We start from the raw sequence: 21,601 nt of genomic DNA, 5'->3' as shown, positions 1-21,601 counted from the left end.
GCTGGCCACCGCGGCACTGGGATGCAGCTGGCCCTCGCCGTTCCCATGCGGGGCGCGGCGATGGCAACGGATTTCAGGCTTCAGGTCTGGCTGCCCGCGCCGCCTCAGGCGCGGGCAGTGGCTCCGGTCTCGCTCAGTTTTTCTCGATCGAGACGTTGTCGAAGGACTCGTTCAGGCCGATGGCGGTGGTCACGAGGTTCTTGACGTGCTTGCGGTACAGCGTGGGGAACTCCACCTCGAACAGGTTGGCGTTGGCCACGTCGGTCACCAGGATCTTCTGCAGCTCGCTGTACAGCTTCTGGCGCTCCGCGATGTCCATGGTCGAGCCGGCCCTGGCCCACAATTCGTCAGCCTTCGGATTGCTGTAGCCCTGCACGTTGGCGAACGGCGTGCCCTTGACAATATTGCGCGTCACGTAGAGCCGCTCCACGCCCAGCGCGGGGTCGCCGTACTGGTAGGTGTAGGTGGTGGTCAGGTCGAACTCCCAGTTGCTGACGCGCGCCGACCAGGTGCCGGCATCGGCCGACTCGATGCTGACCTTGAAGCCGAGCTGCTCGAGCATCTGCTTGACGTACTCGTCCAGGCGGTCCCAGTTGGCGCCATACGAGGTCGACAGGATCTTGACCGGGTACTTGCCCACGTCCACGCCCGATGCCTTGACCAGCTCGCGCGCCTTCTTCAGGTTGAAGTCGTACTCGGGCATGTTCTTGTCGAAGAACAGCGTGGTCGACGAGAACGGGCTGACCGCCGGCTTGCCCATGCCGAAGAAGATGTTGTTGACGATCATCTTGCGGTTGAGCACGTGCATCACCGCCTGGCGCACCTTCACGTTGTCGAACGGCGGCTTGCGCTCGTTGAGCAGCATGCTGGCCATCGGCGAGAACATTTCCCAGCCCTTGGTGGTGTACTCCACGTTGGGCAGTGCGCGCAGGCGCTTGACGTCGACGTTGTCGATATCGCCGCCGCGCAGCACCTGCACGTCGCCCTTCTCGAAGGCCACGGCGCGCGAGGCGGAATCCGGGATCACGTAGAACACCAGCTCATCCAGGTAAGGCTTGCCCGCCTTCCAGTAGTTGGGGTTCTTCGCCAACTTGATATAGGCGCCTTTCTTCCACTCCTTGAACATGAAGGGGCCGGTGCCGACCGGCTTCTGGTTGGCCGGGTTGTTGCGGTAGTCGGTGCCTTCGTAGATGTGCCTGGGCATCATCGGCATGGTGCCGGTCTCGAACATCGAGATAAACGGCGGGAACGGCTCCTTGAGCTTGATCTCGACGGTGCTGTCGTTCACCGCGCGGATCGAGGCCATGTACTTGTTGATGACCGCGCGCGTGCGCACGTGCACGTCGCGCAGCATCTTGTCGATCGAGAACACCACGTCGGCCGAGGTGAAGGGCTTGCCGTCATGCCACTTCACGCCCTTCTGCAGCTCGAAGGTGTAGGTCAGGCCGTCCGGCGAGATGGTCCACGACTTCGCCAGTTCCGGCTGCGGCTTCAGGTCGGGGCTGTAGGTCAGCAGGCCCTGGTAGATCTTGCCGGCGACGTACTGGGTCGGCGCCTGCGAGTTCATCGCGCTCACCAGGATCGGCGGCTCGGGCTGGACGATACCGGACAGCGTGCCGCCCTTGGTCTGGGCGATGGCATGGCCCGCAGGCAATGCCAGCGGCAGCAGCGAGAGGCCGGCGGCGGCAAAGGCCATCGACAGCACGCTCTTGGTCAGTCGCATCGTGAATCGGTTCATCGGGCAGTTCCTCAGTTTGGCTCGTTTTTGGTGATGGCTTCGGGATGGCAGCGCCGGTTGTGCTTGCGCGCGGCTTCTTCAGGCCGCGTCGCCGGCCGGTTCCACGCCGCACCAGTCCACCAGGAACTGGGCCAGCGTCGTGGTCACTCGCACCATGCTGTCCAGCGACACCGATTCGTCGATGCCGTGGATATTGCGGGCCTCGGGCCCGTAGCAGGTCACCGGCGTTTCCAGGCCGATGCGGAAATGCCGGGCATCGGTGGTCGCCGTGGTCGCCTCGCGGCGGATCGGCGTGCCGTTGACCTTGCGGTGCGCTTCGCCCAGCGCCTGCATGCTGGGCACGTCAAGATCGAATTCGCAGCCGGGGGCGTGGAAGCCTTCATAGCGGATGCGCAGCTCGAGATTGCTGGCCAGGCGTTCCACCGTGGCGCGGATGCGCGCTGCCACCGTGGCCTTGGCCTCGTCGATATTCATATTCGGGAAGAAGCCGATGCGCACGCCCAGCGTGCAGGTGCACGGCACCGAAGAGTTCCACTCGCCGCCCTGGATCTGGCCGAGATTGAAGTTGATCGGGTGGGCGTGGTCGCGATATGCGGCCGGCCGGTGTTCCGGGCGGTTCCACTCCGCCTCCAGCTGGCGCAGGTCTTCCATCACCGCGATGCCGGCCTCTACCGGGTTCACGCCGCTGGTCATATAGGCCGCGTGCGCCGGCTTGCCGGTCAGCTCGATGAACATCCAGAACACGCCGACCTGCGCGCTCATCAGGCTTTCGCCCAGCGGCTCGGGAATGATCACGGTGTCGAAGGACGCCAGCTTGCCGGCACCGACCGCGCTGCGCAGCGCCGCCACCGTGGCCAGCGCGCCGTTGCCGGTGTTCTCTTCTTCCAGCACGGCATTGAAGCCGACCGCGCCGGCCGGCTGCAGGCCCAGCCTGGCAAGCGCCTTGAACGCGGCCAGCGCGCACACGATGCCGCCCTTCATGTCGCCGGCGCCGCGGCCGTAGAGCCAGCCGTCCTTCACCACCGGCGCGAACGGCGACTGGCTCCACATCGATTCCGGACCGGTCGGCACCACGTCGAGATGGCCGTTGAACAGCACCGAGCGCCCACCCCTGCGGCTGGGCCGGTGCGTCGCCAGCAGGTTGTAGCGGCCGCCATCCGGGCAGCAAGCGGGCGAATACATCGGCAGGTGGCAGATGTCCTCGGTGCGCAGCGCAATGCGCTCGGAAGCCAGGCCCAGTTCGGCCAGCGCGCCTTCGATGAAGTCCGCCGCGGGCTGCTCTTCGCCAGACGGGCTTTTGGCCGCCACAAAGCCGGACAGCGTCTCGACCATATAGGGCAGGAGTTCGCGCACGGCCTGCGAGAGTTCAGCGGTGGTGGGTACCGCGGCCGGTACGGAGGCCGGACTGACCGTGAGGGAATCGGGACCTGACATGAAAACTCTCCTGGCGAGGGGAACGCATGAAGGGAACGCAATGCCAACGCATCGGGCGCCACTGACAAAAACTTCGCGATGACGCCGACCACGGATGGAAAATTAAACGATCGTTGGTACCATAGGTAGGTCCATATTCACGATATTTGCTGGAGCCACTTTGAAGGAAACGATTCTGTCCGAGTTGTTGCTGCAGCGGCTGGAACGTCCGGCGGGGACGCAGGCGGAGCGCAACGGGACGCATATGAACCGCCAGCTGTATGAGCTGATTCGTCAGGAAATCCTTGCTGGCTCTATCTCCGCGGGCAGCAAGCTGCCCGCGTCGCGGCTGCTGGCGACGGAGATAGGTGTTTCCCGCAATACCGTTTTGTACGCGTATGAGCAGTTGCTGGCGGAAGGCTATGTCACCGCATCGACCGGACGTGGCACCTTTGTCTCGCAGACTTTTCCCGACCATAGTGCATTGCACAAGGCCGGTGCCGGGATTGGCACCACGACTGTGCCTGCAGTGCAGCAAAACTCGAACCGCTTCGATCTGTCGCGGCGCGGGATGCATCTCGTGTCCAATGCCGGTGCGTCGGACCGGCAATGGGGCGCATTCATGGCGGGCGTGCCCGATGTTTCGCTATTTCCGCATGCGACCTGGGCCCGGCTGCTGAACAAGCACTGGCGCAATCCGCGTCCGGAATTGCTGACTTACGCCCACCACGGCGGCTATATGCCGCTGCGGCGCGTGCTGGCCGAGCACCTGCGGCTGGCGCGCGCGGTGCGCTGCGAGCCCGAGCAGATCATCCTGACCACCGGCATCCACCAGGCCATCGACCTGATCGCGCGCCTGCTGGCGGATCCGGGCGACAAGGCGTGGATGGAGGACCCGGGCTACTGGGGCACGCGCAGCCTGCTGACCAACGCGGGCGTCGACGTGATTCCCGTGCCGGTGGATGACGAGGGCATCGCGCCCGACGCCGCCACGCTGCAGGATCCGCCGCGCTTTATCTTTGCGACGCCCTCGCACCAGTACCCGCTCGGCACCGTGATGAGCCTGACCCGGCGGCGCATGCTGCTGGAATACGCGCGGCAGCGCGGCGCGTGGATCGTCGAAGACGACTATGACAGCGAGTTCCGCTTCGAGGGGCGGCCGCTGGCTTCGCTGCAGGGCCTGGACGAACACGACCGGGTGATCTACATGGGCACCTTCTCCAAGACACTCTTTCCCGGGCTGCGCATGGGCTTCATGGTGCTGCCCAAGCCGCTGGCGCCGCACTTCGCCACCGGCCTGTCGGAACTGTTCCGCGAGGGGCAGCTGATGCAGCAGGCGGTGCTCGCCGACTTTATCGAGGAAGGCCATTACGCCACGCACCTGCGCCGCATGCGCCAGCGCTATGCGCAGCGCCAGGGCCTGCTGCGCGAGGCCATCGCCAAGCGCTTCGGCCAGGACTGGCCTACTTCCACGCACGAGGCCGGGCTGCACCTGGTGATGCACCTGCCGCCGGGCGCCGACGATCTCGGCATCAGCATGGCGGCGCGCACGCAGGGCCTGTCGGCACGTCCGCTGTCGCGCTACTACAGCGACGAGCAGCGGGCACGGCAGGGGCTGCTGCTGGGCTACGCCTGCGTGCCGGAGGACGACATCGGCCCCGCCTTCCACAAGCTTGCCGAAGTCATCGAGCCTGCCCTGGAGCACCTGGCCCGCACGCGCCAGCCGCCGCGCGAGTTCAGCGCGCGCATCAACAACGAAGCATGGAGCGGTGCATAAGATAAGCACGTGAAGCCGGGGCGCGAGGCGTGGTGCCACCGTGCCGGCGCCGATTGGCTCTTATCATCGTGCGCGGCCTTGCCCTAGCATTCTCCGCTGCCCCTGAGCCCTCTTCCCCGCTCTCGCAACTCTACCGACTCCCTTAACCGGAAAGACCCCGATGGCACCCGTGCAAGACCCCTCCGCCCTGCTGGCCGAACTGGCCGGCGTCCTCGATCCCGCCGGCCTGCAAATTGGCGATGCCATCGAAACCCGCTTCCGCAAGGACTGGTACGCGCCGCTGGACCCGCAGCCGCCGCTCGCGGTGGCGCGGCCGCGCAGCACGGCCGAGGTGTCGGCGGTGCTGGCCATCTGCAACCGCCACCGGCAGCCGGTGGTGCCGCAAGGTGGGCTGACCGGCCTGGCGGGCGCCGCCACGCCTGCCGGCGGCGAACTGGTGCTGTCGCTCGAGCGCATGCGCGGCGTGGAAGAGATCGATGCGCAGGCCGGCACCATGACCGTGCTGGCCGGCACCACGCTGCAGGCCGCGCAGGATGCCGCGCGCGCGGCGGACTGGCTCTTTCCGGTGGAACTGGGCGCGCGCGGCAGCTGCCAGATCGGCGGCAATATCGCCACCAATGCGGGCGGCAACCGCGTGATCCGCTACGGCATGATGCGCGAGCAGGTGCTCGGGCTGGAGGCGGTGCTGGCCGACGGCACCGTGGTCAGCTCGCTCAACAAGATGCAGAAGAACAACGCCGGCTACGACCTGCGCCAGCTATTTGTCGGCAGCGAAGGCACGCTTGGCGTGATTACGCGCGCCGTGCTGCGCCTGGCACCACTACCGAACTGCACGCAGACCGCCGTGTGCGCGCTGCGCAGCTACGAAGACGTGGTGGCGCTGCTGCGCCATGCGCAACGCCGCCTGTCCGGCCGCGTCTCGGCATTCGAGGCGATGTGGGCCGATTTCTATGAACTGGTGACGACACGCGTGCCCGGCGTGCGCGCGCCGCTGCCGGCAGGCTCGCCGTTCTATGTGCTCGTGGACCTGCAGGGCAACGATGCCGAACAGGATGGCGCGGCCTTCGAATCCATGCTGGAAACGGCGATGGAAGCCGGCCTGATCAGCGACGCCGCGGTGGCCTCCAGCGAGAAGGAGGCCGAGAGCTTCTGGAAGCTGCGCGACGCGGTCGCCGAGTTCCCGGTGATGTGGGCGCCCAATGCCGCCTACGACGTGAGCCTGCCGATCGGCCAGATCGGCCGCTTCGCCGAGAGCCTGCGCGGGGCTGTGCTGGCGCGCTGGCCGCACGCCGAACTGGTCAACTTCGGCCATGTGGGCGACAGCAACCTGCATGTCAGCGTTTATCTTCCCGGCGCGACGGCCGAGGACTTTCCCGAGCATGAGATCAGCGAGGTGCTCTACCCCACGGTGCGCGAGTTCGACGGCAGCATTTCCGCCGAGCATGGCATCGGCACGCACAAGAAGCCATTCCTCGGGCATTCGCGCACACCTGAGGCGCTCGGGTTGATGCGGCTGCTCAAGCGGTCGCTGGATCCGAACCTGATCCTGTGCCCGGGGCGGGTGATTGACGTGGGCTGATAACGAATCAAGCTTGCCACGCACCAGCGTTTCCTGCCGCCATGGCAGGGTGTTCCGGGGAGCTGGGCAGGCGAGACGCGTGGCGCCTTTTCGCTGAGCGAGGCGCCGACGCGAAGGTGAGAGGTTGTCCGACAGACAGATCACCCACGCTCGCCTAGAACACATTTAGGCATCAGGAGATGCCACCATTCATAGCCAGCGTTGTCCGGTGGTCTGCCAGTTGGCGACGATGGTCTCAGAGGACGAAAGCAACGAAGGCAAATTGGGGCCGCGACCGACCGCTCATATATTCATGGGGGCTAAATTGCCAACTTTCGTCCCGCCCAAGACGGCTCGGAGAAGGACAGCCCTTCTCACTTCGAGGCGTCACCGTAAGATGGCCGCCTCAGCGCACGCCTATGTCCGTGGCAGCACCGCACGCTTCTATGAATGGGTGAATGAAACCGCTGCCTCCAACCTGCCCGAGGGCCCTTCTGTCTGGATTTGCGGAGATTGCCACACCGGAAATCTCGGCCCAGTGGCCGCTGCTGACGGCAAAGTGGAGATCCAGATCCGCGATCTCGACCAGACTGTCATTGGCAATCCCATCCATGACGTGCTGAGACTGGCTTTGTCTCTCGCCACGGCGGCGCGCGGCTCCGATCTGCCGGGCATCACCATACTGCAGATGATGGAGGCGCTGGCCGAGGGCTATGAGAGTGCCTTCGGCCCTGGTGCGCAGCGCCAGGACATTAGCGAAATGCCCCCTTCGCTCAAGGTTACGGTAAGAAAAGCCTTGCACCGGACATCGCAGCAACTTGCCCGGGAGCGAATCCGGGATACCACTCCGGAAATACCGCTAGGCAGGCGATTCTGGCCCCTTGGCAGTGCGGAGCGCAAGGCACTGAAGGCGTTGTTTGAGCAAAGCAAGCTGGCCGCGCTGGCCACGTGCCTGAAAAGTCGTCTCAATGGATGCGACGTGTCTGTCCTGGACGCCGCCTACTGGGTGAAAGGCTGCAGTTCCCTTGGACGGCTGCGATATGCCGTATTGCTGGACGTCGACGGTGAGATGCTTGATGGGGACGATCTGTGCCTTATAGATATAAAGGAAGGCGTTTCAGCCGCCGCGCCTCGGGTCAGAAATGCAGAGATGCCTCGCGACAACGCTGAACGTGTTGTTGCCGGCGCCGTTCATCTTTCGCCATTCCTTGGTACACGCATGTGCCCGGCACGGCTCCTGGAACGTTCGGTCGTTGTACGGGAGCTATTGCCTCAGGACCTGAAGCTCGACATGGAGCAGCTCGCACGCCGGGAGGCCATGGAAATCTCGCGTTATCTGGGCGCGGTCGTTGGAAAGGCCCACGCACGCCAGCTAGGGGCAGACGACAGGCGTGCGTGGCGAAAAGCGATGCATTCCGCCCGGTCGCGATCCACGAATATTCCGAACTGGCTGTGGAAGAGTGTGATTGAGCTGCTGGCAATTCATCAGATCGCCTATCTGGAACATTGCCGCCGGCATGCGAAAAGTTGTCTGCGGTCTTGGCGTTGAGTTCCGCTACTGTTGCTGCGGATCGCTATTTCGGCTGGGTCGCTGCGATCCCGGCCAGGATCGAAGATTGAGGACGAGGGGAAAAATGAACGCTTGGCTGTTGGCCGTGAGTCTGATTTGCCTCGCTGCATGTGACCACCGGCCCGCTGATCCAGCGCGATCCAGCGCAACAGGCTCCGCAGCATCAGCGGCGGCAGCGTCAGCCGAGGCACGTTCCCCTGCTGTGCTTGACTGGAATAAGTTCAAAGCCAAGGCTGGATTTGAAAAGGCCACTCCCGAAGAGCAAGTTCTTATCTGGGAAACTTACCGAGACCAGTTCTTGCCAGCCATTGCGGCCGACCAAGGCGTGGCCGTCGCTGAAATGAAACGCCGGTTCGACACTCACGTGCCCCGCCCGACGCAGGCCGAAGCCGGCGGTGAAAGTTTCTCAGGTTCCCGCTGCGCGCAGGACTGCTCTGGGCATGAAGCCGGCTACTACTGGGCGGCGGACAACGATATCTCAGATCCCAACGACTGCACCGGCGACTCCCAAACCTTTGTTGAGGGCTGCCAGGAGTATGTGGAGGAGCGCCGGGAGTCCAGCAGCAAGTCCGGGAATTGAATGCGCGTCTGCCAGCATCTGCTGGCGCGGCTGGAACCCCTGCCGTCATTGGCATCGGCACGAACTAACCATGCACAAGCACGCTTCCTTTCGCCGGCGACGAGGTCTGCAATGCCACAGTCCGTCCCGCCAGACATGCCCCGGCACTATATTTAAGGACAGCAGCCAGGTCAGACCGCCAGCTTCCTCTCCGCCGCCCTTTCCCGCCTGACCACCCCCAGCGAGAACATCGACATCCCTGCCACCAGCGCCGGCACCCCGACCAGCACGAACAGCGCCGGCATCCCCAGCCCCATAGACAACATCGTCGCGCCGCCCACGGAACCCACCACGGAGCCAATGCGCCCGACCCCGTTGGCCCAGCTCACACCGGTCGCGCGGCAATCCGTCGGATAGAAACTGGCCGACAGCGCATTGGCACCCACCTGCGACCCGGAGATGCAGAACCCCGCCAGGAACACCGCAATGCCCGCGGCAACCGGCTCGGACGCAAAGCTGCCCACCGCCGCGATGCACACCGCTGCCAGCGAATAGCTGGAAGCGAGCACATAGTGCGGATTGATCCGGTCCATCAGCCAGCCCAGCGCGATCGCGCCCACGGTGCCGCCGACCTGGAACATGGTAGTGACCAGTGCCGCGGTGCGCAGCGAATGCCCGGTGCCGCGCAGCAGCGTCGGCAGCCAGCTCGACAGCAGGTAGATCACCAGCAGGCTCATGAAGAACGTCAGCCAGAACAGCAGCGTGCCGCGCAGCAGCTCGGGGCGGAACAGGTGCCGCACCGGCGAGGTGGTGGCGCGCTGCTCGCTGATTGCGAAGGTGGCGCTGCGCAGGTCTTCAAGCGGGGCGATCTTCTGCAGCGTGGCGACGATGCGCTCGCGCGACTTGCCGGTCATCACCAGGTAGCGCACCGATTCCGGCAGCATCCAGACCAGCGCCACCGCCAGCAGCAGCGGCAGCACGCCGCCGGCGACCAGCACCGAGCGCCAGCCGAAGGCGTCGATCAGCCCGGCCGAGGCCAGGCCGCCCAAGGCGGAGCCCAGCGTGAAGCCGCAGAACATGGTGGTGACCAGGAAGGAGCGGCGTTTGTCCGGGCAGAACTCGGAGGTCAGCGTGATCGCGTTGGGCATGGCGCCACCGAGGCCAAGCCCGGTCAGGAAACGCAGCAGCACCAGCGTCCACAGGTCTTGCGACCACGCCGAAGCCAGGCTGGCCGCGCCGAAGAACAGCACCGACAGCACCAGCACGCCCTTGCGGCCGAACCGATCGGCGAGCGGACCGAACAGGAAAGCGCCGGCCATCAGGCCGCCCAGCCCGGCGCCGAACAGCGGCGCGAGCTGTGCCGGCGTCAGCTGCCATTCCGCGCGGATGGCGGGCGCGATAAAGCCGATCGCGGCGGTATCGAAGCCGTCGACGGCAACGATCAGGAAGCACAGTACGACGATGGTCACCTGGAACGCCGACAGCGGCTGGCGGTCGATGAACGCGGTGACGTTGAGCGGTTGGCTGGCAGGCATGGTGTCTCCTCCTTGTTGCCAGATTCAGGGCGAGAGAGGGCCGGCGGCTTCGTCGGCGGCCAGCTCGCTATCAGGGTTTTCAGCGCGGAAAGAAGGCCGCGTTCAGTGCTTTACAGCCAGGGTGTGGGGCTCAGGCATTTGTCGGCGCGCCAGCCGTGCAGCCATTGCAGCGCGTCGTAGAACTGCGCCTGCGTACGGCCCGTCCACAGGCTGTTGCGCACCAGGCGGTCGACGCCCTTGGCGTGGTAGACGCGGCCCATGTCGCGCGCGGCATAGAGCACGCGCGCGGTGCGCGGGATGCGGGCCTGCTCGTATAACTTGAAGGCCCCGGCGTAATCGCCATCCGCGGCTTTCACCGCGGCGCCCAGCGTCACGGCATCTTCCAGCGCCTGGCAGGCGCCCTGCGCCACGTACTGCGTCATCGGATGCGCGGCATCGCCAAGGATGGTGGCGCGGCCGAAGCTCCAGCGCTCGACCGGGTCGCGGTCGGCGGTGGCCCAGCGCTTCCATGAAGTCGGGCGGTCCAGCATCTGGTGCGGCAGCGGGTGGATGCCCTCGAAGTACGACAGCACTTCTTCCTTGCTGCCGTCGCGCACGCCCCAGCTTTCCTGTTCGCGGCTGTGGAAGGTCACCACCAGGTTGTATTGCTGGCCGCCGCGCAGCGGGTAGTGCACCAGGTGGCAGTGCGGGCCGGCCCACACCACCGGGGCGTTGACCTGCAGGTCCTGCGGCATGTTGGCCACGTCGACCACCGCGCGGTAGACCACGTGCCCGGTCACGCGCGCCTCGTCGCCGATCAGTGCCTGGCGGATCGCGGACTTGACGCCGTCGCAGCCGATCACCGCGTCGCCGCGGTGGTGCTCGCCATGCTGGTCGATCACGGTGACGCCGTGATCGTCCTGCAGCAGTTGCTCGACCCGCGTGCTGGTGCGGAAGGTGATCAGCGGGTGGTCCTGCACCGCTTCCAGGATCGACAGGTGGATGTCGGCGCGATGGATCACCGCATACGGGTTGCCGAAGCGCTCGCGGTACGCCTGTCCGACATCGACCTGCGCGATGACGCTGGTGTCGATGGCGTCGCGCAGGCTGAGGTAGTCGGTAAAGACCGCGCGGCCGCGCGCGGCCTCGCCCACGCCGAGCGCATCGAGCGCGGCGAAGGCGTTGGCGGCCAGCTGGATGCCGGCGCCGATCTCGCCGATCTGCTCGGCCTGCTCCAGCAGTTCGATGCGGATGCCCTGGCGTGCCAGCGCCAGCGCCGCGGCCAGGCCGCCGATGCCGCCGCCGATGATGAGGACCTTGCCGGTCGCGTTATTGGTCGCGTTGAGGGTGCTGCTCATGTCTGTCTCCTGGCCTGCGCCGCTGGCGTTAGGCGGTGCTTAGGCGGTGCTTAGGCGGTGCTTAGGCGGTGTAATCGGGCTGGCGCGCGGGCGCGGCCTGGGCAAAGGCGGGATGGACGCTGGCATGGGCGTAGACGGCCATCGCGCGCTCGTAGCGGCCGAGGTCGCAGCCCATGCGCAGCGCGTTGGCCACCTGCGGCACCAGCGAGACGTCGGCCAGTGTGGGCGCATCGCCGAAACACCAGCTGCCGTGGCCGTGGCGTGCCAGCAGCCGCTCGACGCCGGCCATGCCTTCGTCGATCCAGTGGCGGTACCAGGCGTCCTTCTGCCCGGGCGTGACCTTCAGCGTGTCCTGCAGGTAGCGCAGCACGCGCAGGTTGTTGACCGGGTGGATATCGCAGCCGATCAGCATCGACAGCTCCAGCACGCGTGCGCGTTGCCCAGGATCCTGAGGCAGCAGGCGCGGCTCGGGATGGCGCGCGTCCAGGTAGTCGATGATCGCGAACGACTGGCCCAGCGTGAATTCGCCATCGACCAACGCGGGCACGGAAGCGGACGGGTTGATACCATCGACATACTCCGCCTCACAGTGCTGGCCGGCGCGGATATTGACGCCGAGGTAGTCGTACGGCAGGCCCTTGAGGGCCAGCGCGATGCGTACGCGATAGGACGTCGAGCTGTTGAAGAAACTGTAGAGCTGCATGATCGGATTGCCTGTGTGCTGTGCGTGGCGTGAAGTCAGACCACGCGCACGGTCAATTCGCCCAGCCCGTCGACGCCGGTGACCATGGTGTCGCCGGCCTTGACCGCGCCCACGCCTTCGGGCGTGCCGGTGAAGATGACGTCGCCCGGTTCCAGGCGGAAGAATTGCGACAGGTAGGCCACGGTCTCGGCCACCGACCAGATCAGGTGGGCGACGGTGCTGCGCTGTTTGGTCTCGCCGTTGACCGTCAGCCACAGGCCGGCCTGCTGCGGGTGGCCGATGTCGCTGGCGCGGTGGATCGGGCCGACCGGCGCCGAGGCGTCGAAGGCCTTGCCGATTTCCCACGGGCGGCCCATCTCGCGCATCTTCATCTGCAGGTCGCGGCGGGTCATGTCGAGGCCGACGGCGTAGCCCCACACGTGATCGAGCGCCTGCTCGACCGGGATATCCGAGCCGCCCTTGCCGATCACGGCCACCAGCTCGGCCTCGTAGTGATAGTTCTGCGTCTGCGCGGGGTACGGCAGGTCGAGCGTGGTGCCGGCCTGCACCGGGACAATGGCGTCGGCCGGCTTGCAGAAGAAGAACGGCGGCTCGCGGTCGGGATCGAAGCCCATTTCGCGGGCGTGGGCGGCATAGTTGCGGCCCACGCAGTAGACGCGGCGCACGGCGAACTGGTCATCGCTGCCGGCAACGGGGATGGCAACGGTGGCGGGGGGCGTGAAGACGTAGGACATGTTCAAGGCTTCCAGGGATCTGTCGGGTGAGCACCGGCACGGCGGTGCCGGCCGGCACCGCGCGCGGCGGCATTGGTCAGGGTAGTCGGGGTGGTCGGGTTCAGGTGCGCGATTCGCGCAGCAGGTTCAGCGCGGACAGCACCGGCCGGTCGGAATAGCTGAACAGCACGGCGTCTTCCAGCGCGCCGAGCTGCACCGGCGCCCACGACGGCGCCACGAACACGTCGCGCGGCTCGAACTGGAACTGCGCATCGCCGATGCGCACCGTGCCGCGCCCTTCCACCACGCTGTACACGGTGGCGTCGGTGCTGCGGTAGGTCTTGCCCTGGAAGCCCGCGGGCAGGTATTGCATGAAGGTGGCGATGGTCGGCATCGGCCAGCCGCCGGTGGCCGGGTTGACATAGCGCAGCTTGACGCCGTCCCAGGGATCGAGTTCGCCGTTGCGGTAGAGCTGGTCCAGCGCTTCGCGCGAACGGGCATACGGGTAGCTGAAGACAGGCGAAGTGGGATCGGTCACGCGGTGCCGCACCGGCACCATGTTGTGGCCGAAGCGGGCAAAGCTGTCGCCTTCGGCGCGGGTCACGGGCTGCTGCGACTCGGGGTAGTTCTCGGCAAAGCCGGCGTCGAACTGCTGCACCAGCGGAATGTCCAGGCCATCGAGCCACACTACCGGCTCGCCGCCGTCTTCCACGCTGGGGTTGCCATGGTCATGCCAGGTCCACGACGGCGTGATGATGAAATCGCCGGGATGCATGGTGGTGCGCTCGCCGTTGACGGCGGTCCAGGCGCCCTTGCCTTCGACGATAAAGCGAAGCGCCGACTGCGTATGGCGGTGGCTGGGGGCAATCTCGCCCGGCAGGATCAGCTGCAGGCCCGCGTAGAGCGTGGAGGTGATGCCGGACTTGCCGGGGATGCCAGGGTTCTCCAGCACCAGCACGCGGCGCACCGCTTCCTCGGCGCTGATGACGCCGCCGGCCTGCATTACCAGCGGGCGGATCTGCGCGTACTTCCAGATGGCGGGGACGATCTGCGGGCGCGGCTGCGGCGGCACCAGGGCGTGCAGCGACTCCCACAGCGGGGTCATGTGGCTGCGGCCGATTTCTTCGTAGTAGGCCACGCGGGCCGGGTCTGGGGTGTGCTCGGACATGCTGTCTCCGTAACTTGTGCTCGGGTATGTTCGGGAGCGCTTTTGGGTGCCTGTTTGAGTGCGCACCGTCTTGTTGTCGTTATACGCCCGGCCCTATAAGATTTGAAATGAAGTTTTAATCTTATCGATACGATTTTACGTATAGGTCACACCGATGGATTGGACCCAGAGACTGCGCCTGCGCAACCTGCAGATGCTGCTGAGCCTGGCCGAGACCGGCAATATGAGCCAGTCCGCCGCCATGCTGAACACCACCCAGCCCGGGCTTTCCAAGTGGCTGAAAGACCTGGAGGACGATATCGGCCTGCCGCTGTTCGAGCGCCAGGCGCGCGGGCTGCGGCCCACGCCATATGGCGAGTCGCTGATCGAGCACGCGCGCCGGATCGAGGCCCAGCTCGACACCGCCCGCGACGACCTGCAGGCCATGCGCGACGGCGGCAGCGGGCTGGTGGTGGTGGGCACGTCCGGGGCCTCGGCGGCAGACACGGTGCCGCTGGCCGCGCTGCAATTGCTGCAGCAGATGCCGCGCGCCAGCGTGCGGCTGCTGGAAACCACCATGGACCGGCTGATGGGGCAACTCGCGCGCAGCGAGCTGGATATCGTCGTGGGCCGTTCGGCGCCGGAGTTGCAGGATGCGCAGATGCGGACCGAATCGCTCTACATGGAGCCCATCCACTTCGTCGCCCGGCCACGGCACCCCCTGCTGCAGGGCGGCAAGGTGGCGTGGGAAGACCTGTACCGCCACCGCTGGGTGGTCTGGCCGCGCGGCACGCCGATCCGCAATGCGCTGGAAGGCGCGCTCGCCAGCGCCGGGCGCGCGCTGCCGGCGGACTGCGTCGAGAGCAATTCCACCGTGCTGAACCTGACCCTGTTCAACAACAGCGACATGGTCGGGCTGGCTTCGCACCGCACCGCGCGCCGGCTGGAAGAACTGGGCGCGCTGCGCATCGTGCCGCTACGGCTGGCGGGGTTCGGCTCGGTGTCGATGTACTGGCGCGCGGATGGCGAGTCGCGCGCGGCGGTGGCGGCGATGCTGGACTGCCTGCGGCGGGCGGCGGGGGCACAGCAGGTGCCGGCGGAGGCGCCGCTGGCGTAGGGGCGATAACCCATGGATAACCCATAGGAATGTCGCCCGTGCCCGCGGCGCTCAAGGTTGGGCGGCCGCGGCCGTCATTGGGTGTTGGCGGTCATCCCGCCGTCTCTCCCCACCTTCGCCAAGGAAACCCTCTTCATGGAAATCTCCAACGTTACCGCCGGCCTGGCTGGCGATCCGGGCGCCGATCCGGTCAGCCTGCTGATGCTGCGCAAGTCGCTGGACATGCAGGCACAAGGCGTGGCTGCACTGCTGCAGGCCATGCCCCAGCCGGTCGCGGCCAGCAACCCGCCGCACCTGGGCCAGACCATCGACGTCAAGGTCTGACTTCGCGCGGCGCAAGCCGACGCGGCGCGGGCGTCGCGGCACCGCGGGCCGGGCACTTGGGCGCTCGCCGACGCATAATGTCGGCACCTGCACTCTCCGGTGCCCGCCATGCAGCTTCTCGACGCCCGCGTCCGCGACCTGCTCCGTCATCCGGGGCGCTTCATGTGGCGCACGCTGGTCCAGTTCCGCGCGAACCAGGGCCTGTTGCTGGCCGGGGCGGTGGCCTACTACGCGCTGCTGTCGATCGTGCCGCTGCTGATCCTGATGGTGATCGCGCTGTCGCATGTGATCGACCCGCAGCTGTTGCTGTCGACGCTGGCACGCTACCTCGAGTGGGTCGTGCCCGGACAGTCCCGCGCGCTGGTGCCCGAACTGGCGTCGTTCCTGCGCACCCGCGCCACGGTCGGCTGGGTCTTGCTCGGCACGATGCTGTTCTTCAGTTCGCTGGCGTTCACCGTGCTGGAAAACGCCATGTCGGTGATCTTCGTCCATCGCGTCGCGATCCGGCGCCGGCATTTCCTGATCTCGGCGGTGCTGCCTTACTGCTATATCGCGGTGCTGAGCCTGGGGCTGCTGCTGGTGACAGTGGTCTCGGGCGGGCTGATTGCGATCGGCGAACGGCATGTGGAAGTACTGGGCCATGAATGGTCGCTCGACCGGCTTTCCACCACGCTCCTTTACCTGCTCGGTTTCCTGGGCGAGATCCTGATGCTGACCTCGATCTACATGGTGATGCCGGTCGGCCGGCTGTCCTTGCGGCATGCGCTGTGCGGCGCGGTGCTTGCCGCGGTGCTGTGGGAGATCTCGCGCCATGCGCTGGTGTGGTACTTCACCACGCTGTCGCAGGTGGGGCGGGTCTACGGCTCGCTGACCACGGCAATCGTGGTGCTGCTGAGCCTGGAGATCGCGGCGACGCTGCTGTTGCTCGGCGCGCAGGTGATCGCGGAATTCGAGCGCAGCGGCTGGGAGCGGCCGCCTGCTTCGGATGCTCCCACCGGCGAGTTCCATACCTGACGTGCGCCACGAGGATTGCAGGGGTGCGGCGCGGCGGCTTATGCGAATCCCCCGTTTGCGCGCAGCACCTGCCCGTTGATCCAGCCACCATCCTCGCCAGCAAGGAACGATACGACGCGACCGATATCCTCGGGCGTCCCGAGCCGTTCGAGCGGAGCGAGCCGCGCGATCTGGTCGATCTGCTGCGCACTCTTGCCATCGAGAAACAGCTCGGTGGCCACCGGTCCCGGCGCAACGGCATTGACGGTGATGCCGCGCCCGCGCAGCTCATTGGCCAGTACGCGGACCAGCCCTTCCACGCCGGCCTTGGACGCAATGTACGGCCCATAGGACGGGAATGACCTGGCGATGACGCTGGTTGATACCGCAATGATCCGTCCACCCGCGCCGACGTTTTCGGCCGCCTGAGCCAGCACCAGGAACGTGCCGCGCAAGTTGGTCGCAATGACCTTGTCAAAGTCGGCCAGGCTGCCGGGCGCGATCGGTGCCAGCGGCATCACGCCGGCGCAGTTGGCGACCACGTCGATGCCGCCGAATGCCGCCTTTGTTTCCTCAAAAAGCCGGGCTACATCATCGGGGCTTCCGACATCGCCCCGGATCGCGATGGCCCGGCCGCCGGCCGCTTCGATCGCCGCGACGGTGTCCCGGGCGTGCGCCACGTTGCCGGCATAGCCGACCGCAACGGCAAAGCCGTCGGCCGCGAGACGCAGGGCCACGGCCCGGCCTATGCCGCGCGATCCGCCGGTGACAATGGCCGCTTTGTTGGTGTTCGTAGTCAGGGTGTTCATGGGAAGGGCTCCAGGAGGGACAAGGCGACATGCCGTTGAAGCCAATTGTGGTTGTTCGCCTCTGCTAGATAAATGGTGCAGAATCGCCATATCAATTCAACCAGCCTCAACAATTGCCTTCCCGTGGACCGCTTCGATTCCCTGCAACTGTTCACCCGCATTGTCGAATTGGGCAGTTTCAGCCACGCTGCGGCGGCTCTCGATATGCCGCGCGCCACCGCCACCCATGCCATCAAGGCGCTCGAGACGCGGCTCGGGGTCCGGTTGCTCGAACGCACGACGCGGCAGGTCAGGCCGACGCTCGACGGCCAGGCGTTCTACGAGCGCTGCGTCCACCTGCTGGCTGAACTCGACGACGCCGAGTCGGCTCTGCAGCATGTGGCGGCGAATCCGCGTGGCGTCTTGCGTGTCGACATGCACGGTACCCACGCCACGCAGATCGTGCTGGCGCGCATCGACGAATTCCGCGCACGCTATCCGCGCATCGATCTGGTGGTATCCGGCGGCGACCGTCTGGTGGATCTTGTACGGGAAGGCGTCGATTGCGTCATCCGCGCGGGTACGCCACGAGACTCTTCACTGATTGCGCGGCGCCTGGCGCTCATGCCGCAGGTCGTGTGCGCCAGTCCGGCGTACCTGAAGGCGTTTGGCACCCCGCAACATCCCGACCAGCTCTCCCGGCACGAAGTCGTGAAATTCTTCTCGCGTAGCGGCGCGCCCGGCTATCCGGTGGAGCTGCACGTCAATGGGCAACTCCAGTCGTATTCACTGGCCGGATGGATGTCCGTCAACGATGCCGAGAACTATGTCGTGGCCGCCTTGCGCGGCTGCGGGCTGATCCAGGTGCCGCGTTTCCACGTCGACGACGCCTTGCGCGAAGGGCGGCTCGTGGAGGTCCTGAGCGACTGGCCCAGCCCGGACCTGCCGGTGTCGGCACTGTATCCGCATCACAGGCAACTGTCTCCGCGCGTGCGTGTGTTCGTCGACTGGCTGGTGGCTCTTTATGCGGAGACGTTTGGATAGTGCCGGCTGGCCGCTGACCTGCCCATCACCGCTGATGTATGCTCCCGCTGATTCCCAGCTCAAACCCGGCATGACCGATTCCACGCCAGACCGCCCCCGCCGCCTCACCATTCACGACGTCGCCCGTGCCGCCGGCGTGTCGCTGACCACGGTCTCGCACGCGCTGAACGACCGCGGCGTGCTGGATCCCGCCACGCGCGCGCGCGTCAAGCGCATCGCGGCGGAGCTGGGCTACCGGCCCAGCGTGCGTGCGCAGCGGCTGCAGTCGGGCCGCGCCAACTGCATCGCGCTGCTGTCGTCGATGCCGTTCGCGGTGGCGGGCGGGACGTCGCGGCTGGGCTTCATGATGGAAGTGGCGGCGATCGCGGCGGAAGCGGCGATGGGCCGCGGGCTTGGCGTGGTGCTGGTGCCGCCGCTGGAAGGCGCCAGCGGATTGCTCGATACGCTCGATATCGACGGCGCCATCGTGATCGAGCCGATTGCCGCCGATCCGCATATCGCGCGGCTGCGCGAGCGCGGCGTCAGCATCGTCTCGATCGGGCGGGAGCCGCTGACCGATACGCCGGTGCCTTGCGTCGACCTGCAATCGGCCGAAACCGCGCGCCTGCTGCTGGAACACCTGCACGGCCGCGGCCGCCGCCATATCGGCCTGATGATCGGCGCCGCGCCGCGGCAGTCATATGTGGAGACCGAGCGCGCCTATCGCGAGTTCACGCAGGCCGCCGGCCTGCCCTGCCATATCGTCAAGGCGCCCGAGGAACGCGGCGAAGCCGGCGGTGCCGATGCCTGCGCGCAGCTGCTGGCGCAGATGCCGCAGCTCGATGCGCTGTGCGCGCCGGTGGATGCGTTCGCGGTGGGCGCGATGGCCCACCTGCAAAGCCTGGGCAAGCGCGTGCCCGACGACGTGCTGGTGGCCACGCGCTACGACGGCATCCGCGCCCGCGGCGCGCAGCCGCCGCTCACCGCGGTCAACCTGCATCTGGAAAGGGTGGCGTCGCTGGCGGTGGAGCTGTTGTTTGCCCACCTGTCCGGCGACCGCAGCCGCACGGTGATCGCCGGGCCCGCTCCTGAACTGGTGATACGGGCCTCGTCTACGCCGGCTGCCTGACCATCTAGCCGCGCAGCAGCACCACCGCGCCCGACACCAGCGCGAACACCAGCACGCCGATGCGCAGCATGCGCTGGTTGATGCGCCGGTGCACCAGGTGGCTGGCCACCATGCCCACGCCCAGTACCGGCAGCAGGCCAGCGGCGTAGAACACCTGCTCCATGCCGAGCTTGCCGCTCAGCGCCAGCACCACCAGCGAAATCACCTCCCCCACCAGGAAGCACAGCGCCACGGTCGCGCGCAGCGTTGCCACGGGCGCGTGCTGGTAGGCCAGCGCCAGCGGCGGCCCGCCCACGCCGGTTGCGGTCTCGGTCACGCCGGTGATCAGCCCGGTCGAGGCAAACGTCAGCCGCCCCGGCGTAAAGGCCGGCGCCAGCAGCGACGCCAGCGCGGCGGCGATGGTGCTGCCGCCGACCAGCGCGTTGAGCCACGCCATCGGCATCGCCACCAGCACCCACAAGCCGCCGAAGGTGCCCGCCAGCCGCCCGGCGCTGATCCAGCCCGCGCCGCGCAGGTCGATGGCCTGGCGCTCGCGCCAGGCCACGTAGGCGTTGAGCGGCAGCATCGCCAGCAGCAATGCCCCGGGCAGCATCGCCGGCGCGGCCAGCGCCAGCACCGGCACCACGATCAGCGCGAAACCCATGCCGGTCGCGCCCTGGATCAGCGCGCCGGTAAAGACCGCCACGCCGACGCTGAACCACGTCATGTCCATCGTCACGCTGCCTCGCCGGTTGCGACGCCGGCGGCATGGCGCGCGCGGTGCACGTCGGCCGCTTCGTGCAGCTTGCGGATCGGCGCGTTGGCGACGGTATCCGCGGCGATTGCGTGGATGGCCTGCATCAGCGCGCGCGCATCCCAGTCGGTGGGCCAGCCTTGCCACAGGCGCAGGCTGCCATCGACAAAGACCGCGCGGATCTGGTCGCGGTTGGCCAGCCGCACCAGTTCCCAGGTCAGGTCCCACGACGGCGCCAGCTCGGGCACGTCCAGGTCGACCAGCAGGAAGTCAGCGCGCTTGCCCGCGGCGATCTCGCCGGTCAGCGCGCCCAGTCCCGCGACCTCGGCAGCATCGTGCGTGGCCATGTCGACCCAGCGCCAGCCGGCGCCGCACGACGAATCTCCCACGCCGATGCCGAAGGCAAAGCGCTGCGCCGCTTCGGCGTAGTCGAGCAGGCGGAAAGCGTCGCTGCGGGTGCCGTCGGTGCCGAGGCCCAGGCGCACGCCGAAGGTCGCCATGGTTTCGGCGGGCGCTACCGCGTTGCCCTTCCAGGCGCTGGCCACGGGGTTGTAGGCCACCGCCGCGCCGGTATCGGCGAGCAGCCGGATCTCGTGCGGCGTCACCAGCGTGGCATGCGCCAGCAGCGCCGCCGGGCCCAGCGCGCCGACCGCGGCCAGGTGTTCGATGGGCCGGCGGCCGCAGGCGTTGAGCGAGCGCTCCACCGCCGCCAGGTGCTCGTTGGCGTGGGTCTGGAAGATCCGGCCGGACTCGGCGCAGAGCTGGTAGACGTGGTGCAGCATCGCGTCGGAGGCCACCTCGGGGATCGAGATTGCCAGCGACGGCGCCACCAGCGGGTCGCCGGCGTACTTGTCGAGGTGCGCGGCGGCGCGGCGCAGGATCGGCGCGGCGTCGAGCGTTTCGGCGCCCGGCTTGTCGTTGCAGATCAGGCCCAGCACGCAGCGCACGCCGGCATCGGTGACCGCGCGCGCGATCGCATCCAGCCCCGCGTCGCTGCGCGTGCCGGCATCGACCACGGTGGTAAAGCCGCCGCGCAGCGATTCCAGTGCGGCCAGCTTGGACGACAGGTACAGGTGCTCCGTCGTCAGGCTGCCCTCCAGCGGTACCCACACCCGGCGGAAAATCTCCGACGGCTCGCCGAACACCAGCGACTTGCCAAAGGACTGGGTCAGGTGATGGTGCGTGTCGATCATGCCCGGCATCAGCAGCATGCGCGGCAGCGGCAGGGTTTCCAGTTCCGGGAAGCGCGCCTTGACCTCATCGGCGCTGCCCACGGCCGTGAAGCGGCCCTCCTCCACCACCACCGCTTGCCCGCGCACTGCGCCCTCGCGCAGCAGCGTCCATTCCGGCAGCAGGATGCGGGGTTGCCTGAACAGGTCCGGCTGCAGGGCCGGCGCATTTTCGCCGGGCCAGGCCGGCAGGGTTGCATCGTATCGAGTCATTG

General features: G+C 67.0%; 19 protein-coding genes. 9 read left to right on the top strand and 10 right to left on the bottom strand.

Annotation, left to right across the window (positions count from 1 at the left end; genetic code table 11):
- Positions 1-133 precede the first annotated feature (133 nt).
- Together E0W60_RS09715 and E0W60_RS09710 are read right to left on the bottom strand one after the other, a co-directional pair.
- Positions 134-1,738 (bottom strand): ABC transporter substrate-binding protein, encoded by a 1,605-nt coding sequence (locus E0W60_RS09715; protein ID WP_431189859.1) that lies wholly within the window; start codon positions 1,736-1,738, stop codon positions 134-136.
- Positions 1,739-1,816: 78 nt separating this feature from the next.
- Positions 1,817-3,172 carry an ArgE/DapE family deacylase gene (locus E0W60_RS09710; protein WP_135703784.1) on the bottom strand — a complete coding sequence of 452 codons (1,356 nt, stop codon included), beginning with the start codon at positions 3,170-3,172 and terminating at the stop codon, positions 1,817-1,819.
- 160 nt (positions 3,173-3,332) lie between these two features.
- On the opposite strand from E0W60_RS09710, the gene E0W60_RS09705 reads away from it, so the two are divergent.
- The 4 genes from E0W60_RS09705 (at position 3,333) to E0W60_RS37330 (ending at position 8,636) form a co-directional block, all read left to right on the top strand.
- Positions 3,333-4,928 carry a PLP-dependent aminotransferase family protein gene (locus E0W60_RS09705; protein WP_205751608.1) on the top strand — a complete coding sequence of 532 codons (1,596 nt, stop codon included), beginning with the start codon at positions 3,333-3,335 and terminating at the stop codon, positions 4,926-4,928.
- Between the two features lie 160 nt (positions 4,929-5,088).
- The gene (locus E0W60_RS09700; protein ID WP_135703783.1) at positions 5,089-6,507 is read left to right on the top strand and encodes an FAD-binding oxidoreductase; all 1,419 of its coding nucleotides are present in this window, start codon (positions 5,089-5,091) and stop codon (positions 6,505-6,507) included.
- A 292-nt stretch (positions 6,508-6,799) separates the two neighbouring features.
- Positions 6,800-8,035: a DUF2252 family protein gene (locus tag E0W60_RS09695; RefSeq protein ID WP_135704023.1), complete on the top strand. Its 1,236-nt coding sequence runs from the start codon at positions 6,800-6,802 to the stop codon at positions 8,033-8,035.
- 223 nt (positions 8,036-8,258) lie between these two features.
- Complete coding sequence (locus E0W60_RS37330) at positions 8,259-8,636, top strand: hypothetical protein (protein WP_205751607.1); 378 nt, start codon at positions 8,259-8,261, stop codon at positions 8,634-8,636.
- 170 nt (positions 8,637-8,806) lie between these two features.
- Here E0W60_RS37330 and E0W60_RS09685 read toward each other — a convergent pair whose 3' ends face one another.
- From E0W60_RS09685 to gtdA, 5 genes are all read right to left on the bottom strand, one after another.
- Positions 8,807-10,150, bottom strand: coding sequence for an MFS transporter (locus E0W60_RS09685; RefSeq protein WP_133095223.1), 1,344 nt, complete (start codon positions 10,148-10,150; stop codon positions 8,807-8,809).
- 110 nt (positions 10,151-10,260) lie between these two features.
- Complete coding sequence (locus tag E0W60_RS09680) at positions 10,261-11,487, bottom strand: 3-hydroxybenzoate 6-monooxygenase (protein ID WP_135703782.1); 1,227 nt, start codon at positions 11,485-11,487, stop codon at positions 10,261-10,263.
- A 61-nt stretch (positions 11,488-11,548) separates the two neighbouring features.
- A complete protein-coding gene (gene maiA / locus E0W60_RS09675) occupies positions 11,549-12,190 on the bottom strand; it encodes a maleylacetoacetate isomerase (protein WP_135703781.1) in 642 nt (213 codons plus the stop codon).
- Between the two features lie 35 nt (positions 12,191-12,225).
- Complete coding sequence (locus E0W60_RS09670) at positions 12,226-12,924, bottom strand: fumarylacetoacetate hydrolase family protein (RefSeq protein WP_133095226.1); 699 nt, start codon at positions 12,922-12,924, stop codon at positions 12,226-12,228.
- Positions 12,925-13,024: 100 nt separating this feature from the next.
- Positions 13,025-14,071, bottom strand: a complete 1,047-nt coding sequence (gtdA, locus tag E0W60_RS09665) for a gentisate 1,2-dioxygenase (protein WP_135703780.1) — start codon at positions 14,069-14,071, stop codon at positions 13,025-13,027.
- Positions 14,072-14,225: 154 nt separating this feature from the next.
- On the opposite strand from gtdA, the gene E0W60_RS09660 reads away from it, so the two are divergent.
- The 3 genes from E0W60_RS09660 to E0W60_RS09650 all read left to right on the top strand — a co-directional run bounded on the left by E0W60_RS09660 (position 14,226) and on the right by E0W60_RS09650 (position 16,505).
- Positions 14,226-15,167: a LysR family transcriptional regulator gene (locus E0W60_RS09660; protein WP_133095228.1), complete on the top strand. Its 942-nt coding sequence runs from the start codon at positions 14,226-14,228 to the stop codon at positions 15,165-15,167.
- A gap of 135 nt (positions 15,168-15,302) precedes the next feature.
- Entirely contained in the window at positions 15,303-15,491 is a 189-nt protein-coding gene (locus E0W60_RS09655; protein ID WP_115712842.1) for a YjfB family protein, read from the top strand.
- A gap of 108 nt (positions 15,492-15,599) precedes the next feature.
- The gene (locus tag E0W60_RS09650) at positions 15,600-16,505 is read left to right on the top strand and encodes a YihY/virulence factor BrkB family protein (RefSeq protein WP_135703779.1); all 906 of its coding nucleotides are present in this window, start codon (positions 15,600-15,602) and stop codon (positions 16,503-16,505) included.
- Between the two features lie 38 nt (positions 16,506-16,543).
- On the opposite strand, the gene E0W60_RS09645 is transcribed toward E0W60_RS09650, so the two are convergent.
- A complete protein-coding gene (locus E0W60_RS09645) occupies positions 16,544-17,293 on the bottom strand; it encodes an SDR family oxidoreductase (protein WP_135703778.1) in 750 nt (249 codons plus the stop codon).
- Between the two features lie 123 nt (positions 17,294-17,416).
- On the opposite strand from E0W60_RS09645, the gene E0W60_RS09640 reads away from it, so the two are divergent.
- Both E0W60_RS09640 and E0W60_RS09635 read left to right on the top strand, forming a co-directional pair.
- Entirely contained in the window at positions 17,417-18,316 is a 900-nt protein-coding gene (locus E0W60_RS09640; protein WP_133095397.1) for a LysR family transcriptional regulator, read from the top strand.
- Between the two features lie 70 nt (positions 18,317-18,386).
- On the top strand, positions 18,387-19,424 hold the full coding sequence (locus E0W60_RS09635) for a LacI family DNA-binding transcriptional regulator (RefSeq protein WP_135703777.1): 1,038 nt from the start codon (positions 18,387-18,389) through the stop codon (positions 19,422-19,424).
- A 4-nt stretch (positions 19,425-19,428) separates the two neighbouring features.
- On the opposite strand, the gene E0W60_RS09630 is transcribed toward E0W60_RS09635, so the two are convergent.
- Positions 19,429-20,136, bottom strand: coding sequence for a sulfite exporter TauE/SafE family protein (locus E0W60_RS09630; RefSeq protein WP_135704022.1), 708 nt, complete (start codon positions 20,134-20,136; stop codon positions 19,429-19,431).
- Positions 20,137-20,138: 2 nt separating this feature from the next.
- On the bottom strand, positions 20,139-21,599 hold the full coding sequence (locus E0W60_RS09625) for an amidohydrolase family protein (protein WP_135703776.1): 1,461 nt from the start codon (positions 21,597-21,599) through the stop codon (positions 20,139-20,141).
- Positions 21,600-21,601 lie beyond the last annotated feature (2 nt).

The sequence above is a fragment of the Cupriavidus oxalaticus genome (assembly GCF_004768545.1).
GTDB classification, from domain to species: domain Bacteria; phylum Pseudomonadota; class Gammaproteobacteria; order Burkholderiales; family Burkholderiaceae; genus Cupriavidus; species Cupriavidus oxalaticus_A.
This window is presented reverse-complemented; position numbering and strand designations above follow the sequence as displayed.

Coding starts and splice junctions, on each gene's coding strand:
- E0W60_RS09660 (WP_133095228.1), top strand. CDS start 14,226: ATGGATTGGACCCAGAGACTGCGCCTGCGCAACCTGCAGATGCTGCTG.
- E0W60_RS09630 (WP_135704022.1), bottom strand. CDS start 20,136: ATGGACATGACGTGGTTCAGCGTCGGCGTGGCGGTCTTTACCGGCGCG.
- E0W60_RS09715 (WP_431189859.1), bottom strand. CDS start 1,738: ATGAACCGATTCACGATGCGACTGACCAAGAGCGTGCTGTCGATGGCC.
- E0W60_RS09700 (WP_135703783.1), top strand. CDS start 5,089: ATGGCACCCGTGCAAGACCCCTCCGCCCTGCTGGCCGAACTGGCCGGC.
- E0W60_RS09670 (WP_133095226.1), bottom strand. CDS start 12,924: ATGTCCTACGTCTTCACGCCCCCCGCCACCGTTGCCATCCCCGTTGCC.
- maiA (WP_135703781.1), bottom strand. CDS start 12,190: ATGCAGCTCTACAGTTTCTTCAACAGCTCGACGTCCTATCGCGTACGC.
- E0W60_RS09680 (WP_135703782.1), bottom strand. CDS start 11,487: ATGAGCAGCACCCTCAACGCGACCAATAACGCGACCGGCAAGGTCCTC.
- E0W60_RS09710 (WP_135703784.1), bottom strand. CDS start 3,172: ATGTCAGGTCCCGATTCCCTCACGGTCAGTCCGGCCTCCGTACCGGCC.
- E0W60_RS09625 (WP_135703776.1), bottom strand. CDS start 21,599: ATGACTCGATACGATGCAACCCTGCCGGCCTGGCCCGGCGAAAATGCG.
- E0W60_RS09635 (WP_135703777.1), top strand. CDS start 18,387: ATGACCGATTCCACGCCAGACCGCCCCCGCCGCCTCACCATTCACGAC.
- E0W60_RS09650 (WP_135703779.1), top strand. CDS start 15,600: ATGCAGCTTCTCGACGCCCGCGTCCGCGACCTGCTCCGTCATCCGGGG.
- E0W60_RS09685 (WP_133095223.1), bottom strand. CDS start 10,150: ATGCCTGCCAGCCAACCGCTCAACGTCACCGCGTTCATCGACCGCCAG.
- gtdA (WP_135703780.1), bottom strand. CDS start 14,071: ATGTCCGAGCACACCCCAGACCCGGCCCGCGTGGCCTACTACGAAGAA.
- E0W60_RS09655 (WP_115712842.1), top strand. CDS start 15,303: ATGGAAATCTCCAACGTTACCGCCGGCCTGGCTGGCGATCCGGGCGCC.
- E0W60_RS09695 (WP_135704023.1), top strand. CDS start 6,800: ATGGGGGCTAAATTGCCAACTTTCGTCCCGCCCAAGACGGCTCGGAGA.
- E0W60_RS09645 (WP_135703778.1), bottom strand. CDS start 17,293: ATGAACACCCTGACTACGAACACCAACAAAGCGGCCATTGTCACCGGC.